At 60.6% G+C, this 12,297-nt stretch carries 12 protein-coding genes; 5 read left to right on the top strand and 7 right to left on the bottom strand.

Features of this window, described 5'->3' with window-relative positions; translation table 11 throughout:
* Positions 1-5: 5 nt before the first annotated feature.
* Both PMI30_RS08465 and PMI30_RS08470 read left to right on the top strand, forming a co-directional pair.
* Positions 6-413, top strand: a complete 408-nt coding sequence (locus PMI30_RS08465) for a response regulator (RefSeq protein WP_008012183.1) — start codon at positions 6-8, stop codon at positions 411-413.
* A gap of 130 nt (positions 414-543) precedes the next feature.
* Positions 544-1,212, top strand: coding sequence for an HAD-IA family hydrolase (locus tag PMI30_RS08470; protein ID WP_008012182.1), 669 nt, complete (start codon positions 544-546; stop codon positions 1,210-1,212).
* A 117-nt stretch (positions 1,213-1,329) separates the two neighbouring features.
* Here the strand turns inward: PMI30_RS08470 and PMI30_RS08475 are convergent, their stop codons facing one another.
* A complete protein-coding gene (locus PMI30_RS08475; RefSeq protein WP_008012180.1) occupies positions 1,330-1,989 on the bottom strand; it encodes a methyltransferase family protein in 660 nt (219 codons plus the stop codon).
* 253 nt (positions 1,990-2,242) lie between these two features.
* Between PMI30_RS08475 and PMI30_RS08480 the strand changes: the two genes are divergently transcribed.
* Positions 2,243-3,175, top strand: coding sequence for a pyridoxal-phosphate dependent enzyme (locus PMI30_RS08480; RefSeq protein WP_008012178.1), 933 nt, complete (start codon positions 2,243-2,245; stop codon positions 3,173-3,175).
* Positions 3,176-3,240: 65 nt separating this feature from the next.
* Here PMI30_RS08480 and PMI30_RS08485 read toward each other — a convergent pair whose 3' ends face one another.
* From PMI30_RS08485 to PMI30_RS08510, 6 genes are all read right to left on the bottom strand, one after another.
* The gene (locus PMI30_RS08485) at positions 3,241-3,537 is read right to left on the bottom strand and encodes a DUF2388 domain-containing protein (RefSeq protein ID WP_008012177.1); all 297 of its coding nucleotides are present in this window, start codon (positions 3,535-3,537) and stop codon (positions 3,241-3,243) included.
* Between the two features lie 101 nt (positions 3,538-3,638).
* The gene (locus PMI30_RS08490) at positions 3,639-4,412 is read right to left on the bottom strand and encodes a hypothetical protein (RefSeq protein WP_008012175.1); all 774 of its coding nucleotides are present in this window, start codon (positions 4,410-4,412) and stop codon (positions 3,639-3,641) included.
* 37 nt (positions 4,413-4,449) lie between these two features.
* Positions 4,450-4,803, bottom strand: a complete 354-nt coding sequence (locus PMI30_RS08495) for a DUF2493 domain-containing protein (protein WP_008012173.1) — start codon at positions 4,801-4,803, stop codon at positions 4,450-4,452.
* Complete coding sequence (locus PMI30_RS08500; RefSeq protein ID WP_008012171.1) at positions 4,791-6,446, bottom strand: Na/Pi cotransporter family protein; 1,656 nt, start codon at positions 6,444-6,446, stop codon at positions 4,791-4,793. Before PMI30_RS08500 ends, PMI30_RS08495 begins: the two co-directional genes overlap by 13 nt.
* A 195-nt stretch (positions 6,447-6,641) precedes the next feature.
* Entirely contained in the window at positions 6,642-9,362 is a 2,721-nt protein-coding gene (gene mgtA, locus PMI30_RS08505) for a magnesium-translocating P-type ATPase (RefSeq protein WP_008012169.1), read from the bottom strand.
* Between the two features lie 299 nt (positions 9,363-9,661).
* Positions 9,662-9,958: a hypothetical protein gene (locus PMI30_RS08510; RefSeq protein ID WP_008012168.1), complete on the bottom strand. Its 297-nt coding sequence runs from the start codon at positions 9,956-9,958 to the stop codon at positions 9,662-9,664.
* A 442-nt stretch (positions 9,959-10,400) separates the two neighbouring features.
* Here PMI30_RS08510 and PMI30_RS08515 point away from each other — a divergent pair, with 442 nt between their 5' ends.
* Both PMI30_RS08515 and PMI30_RS08520 read left to right on the top strand, forming a co-directional pair.
* Complete coding sequence (locus PMI30_RS08515; protein WP_008012166.1) at positions 10,401-11,510, top strand: NAD(P)/FAD-dependent oxidoreductase; 1,110 nt, start codon at positions 10,401-10,403, stop codon at positions 11,508-11,510.
* 215 nt (positions 11,511-11,725) lie between these two features.
* Positions 11,726-12,232, top strand: coding sequence for a DinB family protein (locus PMI30_RS08520; protein ID WP_008012164.1), 507 nt, complete (start codon positions 11,726-11,728; stop codon positions 12,230-12,232).
* Positions 12,233-12,297: the final 65 nt, after the last annotated feature.

Below are 12,297 nucleotides of genomic sequence, written 5' to 3'. Positions count from 1 at the left end.
CAGTCATGGGTCCAGTATCGACGGCGGGCGCGCACTTGTCTGACGGTTTGATTCTTGTGGTTGAGGACGACCCGTTGATCCTGGAGTTTCTGTGTGAAATTCTTCAGGAGGAAGGCTTTTCGGTTGAACCCAAGGTCAGCGCGGACGCCGCGTCGCAGTTTCTGGAGCAGCACGCGCCGGAGGTAGGACTGTTGCTGACGGACATCACTATGCCGGGCAAACTCAATGGCGCGGATCTGGCCAATCAGTTCGGTGACCGTTGGCCGGACAAACCGATCATGATCATGTCCGGCTTCGAAACCCCGAAAAGCTCCGGGGTCAAGCATCGGGTTGCGTTCATCAAGAAACCTTGGGCGGTGGGGCAGTTGCTCGATTGTGTGCAAAATGCCTTGCATTCGAACCGGACCGCGTAGGCGCTGCCGCAGGCTGCGATCTTTTGATTTTGCTTTTAGAACGAAGATCAAAAGATCGCAGCCTGCGGCAGCTCCTGCGTGGGTGATGTACATTGCCTGACAACATTCGCCTGGTTCTGGAAATCGCCCTTTGTCCGTTCAAGCCTCCGTGTTCAACACGTCGTACCGCGCCTTTCTGTTCGATATGGACGGAACTGTCCTCAATTCCATCGCTGCCGCCGAACGGATCTGGACCACTTGGGCCCTGCGCCACGGGGTCGATGTCGATACCTTCCTGCCGACCATCCACGGCGTACGCGCGATCGACACTATCACTCGTCTGGCCTTGCCCGGGGTGGACGCCGAAGCTGAAGCCGCGTGGATCACCGAGGCGGAAATCGAGGATGTGGAAGGGATTGTCGAGGTGGCCGGCGCGGCGAGTTTCCTCAAGTCGCTGCCCGCCAATCAATGGGCTATCGTCACCTCGGCGCCACGGGCGCTGGCCCTGCGCCGAATGGCGGCGGCAGGCATTCCCGAACCTTTGGTGATGGTCACTGCCGAAGATGTCAGTGCCGGCAAACCCGACCCTGCGGGCTATCGACTGGCCGCTCGTCGGCTAGGGGTCGAGCCCACCGAGTGCCTGATCTTTGAAGATGCCGCCGTGGGGATTCGTGCGGGCGAAGCGGCGGGTGCCAATGTCATGGTCATCACCGCGACACACGTTCATCCGCTCCAGACCCCGCATGCCACTTTGGCCAGTTATGACTCGGTCGAGGCGCGAGTGGATCTCCATAGCCAAATCAGCCTGTACGCACTCTGATGTGGGAGGGCTTTCAGTCACATCAATGCTGAATGTGCCGCCGCCTTCGCGGGCAAGCCTCGCTCCTACAGGGGTAGCGGTGATTCCTGTAGGAGCGAGGCTTGCCCGCGAAGGTGGTTAGTAAATCCCCGGAATCAATCGCCAGCTACGGGCGCAGTAAGCCTCATATTCACTGCCGAATTGCGTGAGTAACAGCGCTTCTTCGGAGCGAATGCGGGCGATCAGCGGGATCAACATCAGCGCCACCAGCAGCAACCCGACCCCGGAACGAAAGGCCAGCGCCCAGCCCACGCCATTGATCAGCAGCCCCAGGTAACTGGGGTTGCGCAAGGTCCGATAAATCCCGTCGGTGACCAAGCGGTGCCCCGGCTGAATCGCTACCAGGCCGCTGAAGCGTTTGCCCAGCACAAACACCGGCCACATCCGCAGCGCGCCGCCGCCGATGAACAGCAGCGCGCCCAGCCAACGCACGCCCTCGCCACCGAAGGTCCAGAAGTCGATCCGGTCGGTATAGGCTGGCAGATACCCACTCAACAACCCGAGCACCCCGAAAACCGGCAGCACCCAGCGATTGGCGCGGTCTTCGCGCTCGCCAGAGCTCAGGTTGCCCTCGCTGAACAAAGACACGATTGCCATCACCAGGGTTGCAAGCGCAATGACCACCAACGGTGGGTGCGAGAAAAAAGCTTCCAACCCGCCCAGCCCGAACACCGCGAGAGCGAGGTAGGCAAGGGTGCTGACAAGGGTGAAAAACGCGAGTTTGGCCGAGATTTTCATGACTGACTTCGCCAAAAGACATATGAAACATTGTAGGAGCTGCCGCAGGCTGCGATCTTTTGATCTTTAAATGATGGGTCAATCAAAATCAAAAGATCGCAGCCTGCGGCAGCTCCTGCGCGGGGCGGCGCGTTATCGCCAGGACGACAGCCGCGGGGCAGGGTGAACTAAGCTTGGATAAGGATGATTCTATCTATCCACTCCCTGCTCGCTGAACATCTCGACGAGCCGGGAGCGTCACAAGGAGCACACGATGCTTCACATCAGAACGCCGCTGATTCTGCACCCGGGCCTGTCGACTCCGGCCCGACGGATCTGGCTCAAGCTGGAAAACCTGCAACCCAGCGGCTCGTTCAAACTGCGCGGCATGGGTCTGCTGTGCAGTCAGGCGGCGGAGCAGGGCAAGCGCAAAGTGGTTTGTCCTTCCGGGGGTAACGCCGGGTTGGCCACCGCCGTGGCCGCCGCCAGCCTTGGGCTGAAAGCCTGCATCGTGGTGCCGAACACCACCCCGGAAACCACCCGCGCCAGGATCAGGAAAACCGGTGCCGAGGTGATCGTCCACGGCAAGGTCTGGGACGAAGCCAATCAACGGGCGAAAGAGCTCGCAAAGGGCGCGGACACCGAATACGTGCCAGCCTTCGATCATCCGGTATTGTGGGAAGGGCACAGCACGATGGTCGATGAAATCCTCGAGGACTGTCCTCAGGTCGATGTGTTGGTGACGTCGGTGGGCGGCGGAGGTTTGCTGGCGGGCCTGCTCACTGGACTGATCCGTCATCAGCGCATGGATTGTCGAATCGTTGCGTGCGAAACCCAGGGCGCAGCGTCTTTCGCGGCCGCCGTGAGTGCCGGCCACCCGGTCAGATTGCCGCGCATCGATACCGTCGCCACGTCACTTGGCGCGGCGCAGGTGGCGGCCTGGCCGGTGCAGCACATTCTCGACTTTGCCCACGAATGCGTGGTGCTCAGCGATGATGAGGCGATCATGGGCGTGGTTCGTTACGCCAACGACCTGCGTCAGTTGGTCGAGCCGGCGTGTGGCGTTTCATTGGCGGTGGCGTACCTGGACCATCCGGCGATTGCCGAGGCCCATGACGTGGTGATAGTGGTGTGCGGCGGTGTCAGCATCAGCGCGCAATTGGTCGCCGGCTGGGCACGCCTGTCGGCTGGGGCGCAAGCAACCTAGGGCTCGAACACCCTCTCGGTGTTGCGAGCCCCACGGCTGACTTTTACAGGTTCAGCGACTGGACCTTATTGAGCGAGGATCGCTTTGGCCAGGTCCTCGTCGCTTGCCTTGAGGTCGGGATGATTTTGTCGAATTTCCTTCAACACCGACTCCAGGTAAACGCCGCGAATCGTACCGCCACTCGCCACGAAGCTAGAGGCGTCATCCCGTGCGGGAATCACGATTTTGTCGTCCTTGAACGTCGAGTACAGCGATGCGGAGACCCCGGCCGAAGTGGCGACATCTTTTGCATCTACATCGGCCATGGCCGAACCAACGGGCAAACAAAGCACTAGTGAAGATATGAGCAACAGACGGCGCATGACGGCGTCCTCCTAAGGCGTAAAGGAAGTAACACATAATTTAGGATGCCTGACGGTGCTCAGGAGTTCCCTGCCGATTCGATATAGGCACAGGCGAGCGCTCAGAACCGTACGGTAGCCCCAGTGGTCAGCCACTGATCACGCTCGCCCGCCAGGTCGCGGCCGACCACCAGATCGACATCGACCCGCTCGCCAATGTGCAAACGCGGCCCGGCCTGCCAGGCTTGTTCGCCCCCTTGCTGGCCGTAGCGTTCGGCGACCAGGGTCAAGGACCTGGCGAGGTCATACTCGACGCCGGTGCCCCAGGTCCAGCGATGGTTTTGCTCGCCGTCGTCATAGGCGTGGGCCCAGCCGGCGTTGACGTTCAGGCGTAATGCTTCAATCGGTTGGTAGGTGAATGGCAGGTTCAGGTCGGCGCCATCGAAGGTGTGGTCACGATGGAAGGCAAAATGCGCTGACCCTGCCAGCGCCAATTGAATGCCGAGGTCTTCGCGGGAGAACAGTAGGGTTTTGAACTGCGGGCTCAGTTGAGTTTCCGAATCCCCGTCATCGCGGCTGTGCTGTATGGCCGCGCCAAGTTGCAGGTTGGGCAGCCCCTTGAGCGTGCAGTCCTGGGACAGCACTGCGTTGCTGGATGAGTGATTATGCCGACCGCTCTGGTACCAGGCGTCGATGTTGCATTCTCCCGGCGCATTGATCGCGGCGTCGTCCACCACGTACGCACCGCCGGCCGCGTTGGCCTTGGAGATCACGGTCAGGAGGGTGATCAGGCCCAGGGTGATACTGATGAACAACAGATTGCGCCGCACCCTCCGGCCTTGCGATGGCGGCAGGCTGCGTACAAGGGACATGAAGTGACGTGTTGGTTTTTGCATGAGGTTTACCTTGAAGTCTTCGATGGCAGGCAGCGGGTCAGCTCCGATCTCCTACCGATAAAGTTTGCAAACCGGCCACCCGGGCTTGGGCGAGCAGTTCTTCGGTGTCTTCGCCGCCGGGCAGGGCGATCACGACGTCCGGTCGGCTGTCGAGCAGCATGAAGTGGTTGCGCAGGCGTTCGGCCGACTTGCCGTGTCGCTGCCAATTGGGCGGGTAGCGCACGATGTCGGCGCCTTGTTCCCGGGCCCACTCTTCAATTTCGCCACCCAGAAAGCGGTTGCCGCCATGAATCAGCACATGCACCGGGTGCATGCGTTGGAAGGCGTCGAGTACCCGTCGGCACAGACGGCTGTCGGCGTAATGACGCCCGGCACAGATCAGCAGGCGCATGACGGGTTTTCCTTTGCCTGGTCGATGCTCTCGATCGAGCGCTCACCGGCACGTTCGAGCAGCGGATACGCCAGCGCGGCGATGTGGTGATGCACACGCCGGTAATCACGCAGCACCCGCTGGAAAATATCGCCGGATTCCGCCCAGGTACTTTTGTCTTCCTGCAACTGGCGAAAGTGCTCACGGCTGGCTTCTGCTTCGAGCCTTCTGACGATCTCCTTGCGATGAATCAGTTGGTGCGCGGCGCCGATGTCTTCGCGCAGGAACACGGTGATCGCCAGGCTCAAACTCTCCAGCACGGCGTCGTGCAGCGGGGCGATGTTGCCCAGTTCGAAGGCCGAGAACTGTTCACCCCGGCGCAAGCGGCGCATGGCCAGCTGCGCGAGGCTGCTGGAAAGAATGTCCGCGGCATGTTCGAGGTTGATCACGAACGTGAGGATTTCCTGGGAGCGATCGGCATCGCTGTCACTGATGCCTTCCTTGCCGATGTCGGCCAGATAAGCCCGAATCGCCGCGCTGAGCAGGTCCAGGGATTGATCGATGCGCCGCACGTCATCGGCGCAGCTCGGTAGCGATGTGTGGAACAGCTGAAGCATCCGGCCGAGCATGGCCGAGAGCATGTCGGCCATGCGCAACGCTTCGCGGGCGGCATTCGACAAACCGATGTTGGCCACTTCCAGACCGGCCTCATCCAGGTAGTGCGGCATGCCAGGGTCGACATCCCGCTCAGGCGCCGGCAACAGTCGGGTGAGGGCATTGGCGAGCACATCGGTCAGGCCGATGAACACCAACCCCAGCAGCAGATTGAAACCGGTGTGCAGGCACACCACCAGTGTCGAGGGCGCGAGCGGCGCCTGAGCGAGCAACCCGGCAAACGGCAAGACCACCAGGGCACCGGCCACCCGCACCAGCAGATTGCCCAGCGGCAGGCGTCGGCCAACGCTCGAACCGGCATTGATGACCGAAGGCAGCGCACCGCCGATGTTCACCCCCAGTACCAGCGCGACAATCGTGCTGGCCGAGAGCATGCCGGTGGCGGCCAACGAGACGATCAGCAGCACCACGGCCACGCTGGAGTGACAGAGCCAGGTGAGGATCAGCGCCACCAGCAGTGCAATCAGCAGGTCGCCATCAAGGCTTTGCATGATGAGCTGGAAGATCGGCGTGCCTTCCACTTCGGCGAGTGTCGAACCGAGCATGTGCAGGGCCAGCAGCATCAGCCCCAAGCCGATCAACGCACAACCGACGCTTTCGTAGCGCGAGTCATCACGCAGCCGAAAGACGATCAGGCCTGCCAGCAAGACAATGGGTGTGAGCATCGACACATCGGCGCTGAGCAGTTGCACCACCAGGGTCGAACCGATGTTGGCGCCGAGCATCACCGCCAGTGCCGGCGCCAGTCCCAGCGTCCCGGCAGCGGTGAATGAAGTCGCCATCAGGCTGACGGCGGTGCTGCTTTGCAGGACGCCGGTGATGCCGATGCCGGACAGCAAAGCCATCCAGCGGTTGTTCAGGTTGTGGCCCAGCCACTGACGCAATGGCGTGCCGAAGCCGCGCAACAGCGCCGAAGAAATCATATGGGTGCCCCACAACAACAGGGCGATGGAGCCTGCGAGGTTGATCAGTAGAGTAGTTCCCGACATGAGGACTCTCCCTTTTTGCGTGTTGCATTTATTGACGGCCCGGAAGCCGGAGGGTGGTGCAAAGATGCGGCGAACACAAAAACCTGTGGGAGCGAGCCTGCTCGCGATGGCGGTTGTACATTCAACACTTGTGTTGCCTGCCAGTCCGCTATCGCGAGCAGGCTCGCTCCCACATGGATTACGGTGTTCAGGCCATCAGAACCATTGCTTGAAGCGGCGGATATAGAGGGTTTTCATGACCTGCGCGAACACGCAGTAGCTGAGCAAGGTGCCGACCAGCCATGGGAAGTACGCCCACGGCAGCGGTTGCAGACCGACCAGCGTGCCCAGTGGCGAGAAGGGAATGTAGATGCCCAACACCATCACCAGCCCGGTCATCAGAATCACCGGCAAGGCGGCGGTGCTCTGGAAGAACGGGATTTTCTGGGTGCGCAGCATGTGCACCACCAGGGTCTGGGACAGCAACCCTTCAATGAACCAGCCGGACTGGAACAGGCCCTGCATTTCCACGCTGTTGGCGGCGAACACGTACCACATCACCGCGAAGGTGGTGATGTCGAAGACCGACGAGGTCGGCCCGATCCACAGCATGAAACGGCCGATGTTCTTCGCATCCCACTTGCGGGGCTTGCGCAGGAATTCCTTGTCCATCTTGTCCCACGGCAGTGCCAGCTGAGAGATGTCGTACATGAGGTTTTGCAGCAGCAAGTGGATCGACAGCATCGGCAGGAACGGAATGAACGCACTGGCCACCAGTACCGAGAACACGTTGCCGAAGTTGGAGCTGGCGGTCATGTTCAGGTACTTCATGATATTGCCGAAGGTTTCGCGGCCCTTGAGCACACCTTCTTCGAGCACCATCAGGCTCTTTTCCAGGAGGATGATGTCGGCCGATTCCTTGGCGATGTCGGTGCCGCTGTCCACCGAAATGCCAACGTCGGCATCGCGCAGGGCTGGGGCGTCGTTGATGCCGTCACCGAGGAAGCCCACGGTGTGACCGTTGGCCTGCAACGCCTTGAGCACCCGGGATTTCTGTAGCGGGGTGAGCTTGGCGAACACCGTGCGTTCCTCGACCCGCGCCTGGAGGGTGGCGTCGTCCATCTTCTCGATGTCTTGGCCGAGCAGCGGTGTGCCGGGTTCCAGACCGACTTCGCGGCAGATCTTGCAGGTCACCACGGCGTTGTCGCCGGTCAGCACTTTGACAGTCACGCCCATATCACGCAGCGCGGCGATTGCCGGGCCGGCGGTTTCCTTCGGTGGATCGAGGAAGGTCAGGAAGCCGCGAATCACCAGCTCGCGTTCGTCAGTGGTTGCGTACTGGTTTTTCGCCTGTGCCTTCGGGATCTCACGGGTGGCGACCAACAGCACCCGGAAGCCGTCCTGGTTGTACTCGTTGGCCAGGGCCAGCAGCGCCTGGCGACGTTGATCATCCAACGCCACGACAGTGCCGTTTTCATGGAGGTGGCTGGCGATGGTCAGCATTTCCTCGACCGCCCCTTTGCACACCATCAGGTGATCGTCACGGCTGTCCTTGACGATGATCGACAGGCGCCGACGCACGAAGTCGAACGGCAATTCATCGACCTTGCTGTAGGCGAATGGCACGCGGAATGTCGGGTTGCGATTGGCAAACTGCACCACCGCCTGATCCATCAGGTTTTTCAGGCCACTCTGGTGATGGCTGTTGAGCCAGGCCAGTTCCAGCAGCGAATCGTCGCGCTGACCATTGATGTCGACATGGTGCTCAAGAATGATCTTGTCCTGGGTCAGGGTGCCGGTCTTGTCGGTGCACAGCACGTCCATCGAACCGAAGTTCTGAATCGCATTGAGGCGCTTGACCACCACTTTGCGCTTGGCCATGGCCATGGCGCCTTTGGCCAGGTTGGCGCTGACAATCATCGGCAGCATTTCCGGGGTCAGGCCGACCGCCACTGCCAGTGCAAACAGGAACGCATCGCTCCAGTCACCTTTGGAGAAGCCGTTGAGCAGGAACACGATCGGCACCATGACCAGCATGAAGCGGATCAACAACCAGCTGACGCTGTTCACCCCACGGTCGAACGCGGTTTGCACCCGTGAGCCGACAATGGCTTTGGCCAGCGAGCCGAAGTAGGTGCGCGAACCGGTAGCGACCACCACCGCTTTGGCAGTGCCGCTGACCACGTTGGTGCCCATGAAGCAGATGTTCGACAGGTCGAGCAGGTTGGACTGATCGGTCGCGCTGCCGGTCGCTGACTTCTGCGCCACGTCCCCCAGCGTGTCGTACTTCTCGACCGGCAAGGCTTCGCCAGTCAGCACGGCTTGGCTGATGAACAGGTCGCGGGATTCGATCAGGCGGATGTCCGCCGGGATCATGTCGCCGGCGCTGAGCTGCACAATGTCGCCGGCTACCAGTTCGCGCATCGGCACTTCGCGCAGCACTGGCGGGCGGTCCTTTTGCTGACGACGCAGAACGGTGGCGGTGGTGCGTACCATGGCTTTAAGGGTTTCGGCGGACTTGGCTGAACGGTATTCCTGCCAGAACCGCAGCAGGCTGCTCAGGCTGACCATTGTCATGATGATAATGACCTTGGTCAGGTCGGCGTCGTCGCCTTGACCCTGGCTGATCGGCAGCCAGTAGTCGGTGAAGAAGCTGATGCCGGCCAGGGTCAGCAGTACATAGATGAAGGGGTTGTTCAGGGCTTTGAGCAGTTGAACGATGGCGTGAGGCGGCTTGTCGTGGGCAACTTCGTTGTAACCCCCGCGAGCCAGACGGCCTTCGGCTTCCAGCTCGGTCAAACCGTCAGCGGTGGCGTTGAGGTTGGTGAGGGTGACGGCCAGGCCGTTTTGCGCTTCCCGGGCGGCGCGCATCGACAGCTTGGCGTTGTCGCTGGAGGCGCCGCGGGTGGTTTTCTTTGCGGTTTTTACTAAGGTCATTGCTGTGCTCCTGCCGCAGTCTTGCGGCACGACACACAGGTACTCAGCTAATCAAAGACGAGCGCACGTATGTCGAGCCGCCAATAAGCGATCGAGTCGGATAGTTGTGTTTTGATGTTTTAACGTTCGCTGTCCATCAACTAACACGTGACAGGCAGCGAACCGACTACTGGCCTCGTCCATAACTTGATTCCAATAAAATTGTTTTTAACAGGCAATAAGAAGTTATCGGATTTCGTTTTAGGAAAACCGTTCAGGAAGGACTTTGGACGCTCCTTAAAATCAAAAGCGCCTTCAAATTAATTGAAAGTGCGTACCCCAACGGACAGGCCGAGCATCAGGCTCGCCTGCTGGAAGAGGCGCGCGATGCGCCGACTCGGTGGGTCCTGGCTTTCGTCGAAGCTCCAGCGTTGCTGAAGCCGGCCCGTTGTCGGGCAGACGCGCCAGTTGGCACGAGGCTGTGCCTTGGCGTGGGCAGAGGGGGCGGAAAACGGGGCACTGGGCCGAGTCGTCAACAGACGCTCACGGCAAAGCTTGACCCGCATGGTCGATGCAAAGGCGCGTACGCCTGGCATTACAGTGGTTTTGAAGTTCATAACATGCCTCTGGGCCGGACTGATTCCGGTGAGGCAAGTTACGGTGGAGCCTCAGGCTCTAGCGCAGCTCACCGGACCGAAAAGTCGAGTCCCGTCATTGTCTGGGTTATGTGCCAGATCCTGCCTATCTGCAGTCATCCGACAGCGACTAGATACTGTGTCCATTGGATTCTTTTGTGAGTTGATAAAAGGCCGTTGTTACCGGCCCGGGCAATTTACTCAGCGAGGCTTGTGAAGTCAATCGTAAAAGTCCGCTTAATGGTTGGTTAAACGGGATTCGGTTATTGAAGTGTGTAGTGGTTCAGCTAATAGACAGTTAATTGCCGTTTTGATGGCTGTTGGATGAAACGCAGCAGACCGTATGCAATCGTCATGGCTGGTGATTTTCTTCAGCCTGATCGATCATCGGAAACGAGGGATGGCTTGAGTGGGTGGAGGGCAGGTGAGCGTCGATATCGAATGCGTGGTGGTCGGGGCTGGCGTGGTCGGGCTGGCGGTGGCCAGGGCCCTGGCCCGGATCGGGCGAGAAGTGATTCTGGTCGAGGCAGGCGAGGGGATTGGCGTGGGCATCAGTTCGCGCAATTCGGAAGTGATCCACGCTGGCATCTATTACCCGAGCGGCAGTCTCAAGGCGCAATTGTGCGTGGAGGGCAGGCATCGGCTGTACGCCTTCTGCGATGAACGCGGCGTCGATTACCAGCGTATCGGCAAGCTGATCGTGGCCACCGATGACCGTCAGCGCCTTGCCTTGCAGGCGTTGCTGGAGCAGGGCTGGCGCAACGGTGTCGATGATCTGCAATGGCTGGATGCCGGGCAGGCGCGGGCGCTTGAACCGGCGTTGTCCTGCGTTGCCGCGCTCTGGTCGCCGTCCACCGGCATCATCGATTCCCATGCCCTGATGCTGGCGCTTCAGGCAGATGCTGAAGCGTGCGGTACTTCGATAGCCTTTCACACGCCATTGGAATCGGCCCGTTGTACCGGGCACGGTTTCGAACTGCACATGGGTGGCGCTCAGCCGATGATGTTGAGCTGTCGTCAGTTGATCAACTGCGCGGGATTGTCCGCGCCTGAAGTGGCGAGCCGGGTCGAAGGCTTGCCCGCGCAGCACGTTCCCAAGGCCTGGCTGTGCAAGGGCAGTTATTTCAGTTTCAGCGGTCCGGCACCGTTCCGGCATCTGGTTTACCCGGCACCGGAAAGCGCCGGGCTGGGCGTGCACATGACCCTGGACCTGGGCGGTCAGGCGCGTTTCGGGCCGGATGTCGAATGGGTCGATCAGGTCGATTACCGCGTCGATCCCCGCCGTAGCGAAGGTTTCTATCAGGCGATCCGGCGCTACTGGCCGGCGTTGCCCGATAACAGCCTGCAACCGGCCTACAGCGGTATTCGCCCGAAAATCGCCGGACCGAGCGAGCCCGCCGCTGACTTCGTCATCAGCGGCCCGGATGTGCATGGCGTGCCGGGGTTGGTCAACCTGTTCGGCATCGAATCGCCGGGGCTGACCAGTTGCCTGGCGCTGGCCGACCGGGTGGTGCAGCGTCTGATCCTGATTTGATGCGCGACGAAATCCTGTAGCCGCTGGCCCAATGTGGGAGCGGGCTTGCTCGCGAATACGGACTGTCAGTCGACAATGATGTTGCCTGACACACCGCTTTCGCGAGCAAGCCCGCTCCCACATTGGGCCTGCGGCTACAAGGTCGCGTACGGCGTGACCGATGATCAGCGGGGGGCTATTCTTGGCAATGCGCCCATCGTCATGGGAGACCTCTGATGATCAACGTACGCACTGCCCGTATGCTCGCCGATTACAGGCGCTGGGCCGATCAGCGACTCTTCGACAGCCTCATGGCGCTGCCACCGGAAGAGCTCAACCGTAAACGGGTGTCGGTGTTCAGCAACATCATCGGCACCTTGAACCACATCTACGTGGTGGACTGCATCTGGCAAGCCCACCTGGAGGGCCGAGGCCACGACTTCAAAACCTCCCATGACCTGCTCCATACCGAACTCCCCGAACTGCGAATGGCGCAACAGGAGATCGATCAATGGTTCTGTGGGTGGAGCTCGGCCCAGACCGACGACTCGCTGGATCAACCCATCGAATTCACCTCCGTCGCGGGGGAAAGCGGGGTCATGAGCGCCGGCGCGATGCTGTTGCATGTGGTCAACCACGCCAGTTATCACCGAGGCTGGGTGGTCCAGATGTACGTCGAGATTCCGGCCCTGCCGCCGATCACAGATCTGCCGGTATTTCTGAGCGAGGTTCCGGGGTATTGAGTCGAATTCCACCAATTCCCGGCCCAAACAAATCCCCTGTGGGAGCGAGCCTGCTCGCGATAGCG

The sequence above is a fragment of the Pseudomonas sp. GM50 genome, assembly GCF_000282375.1.
GTDB lineage: Bacteria > Pseudomonadota > Gammaproteobacteria > Pseudomonadales > Pseudomonadaceae > Aquipseudomonas.
Note: the sequence above shows the minus strand (reverse complement) of the source record. Positions and strands in the feature narration are given on the sequence as shown.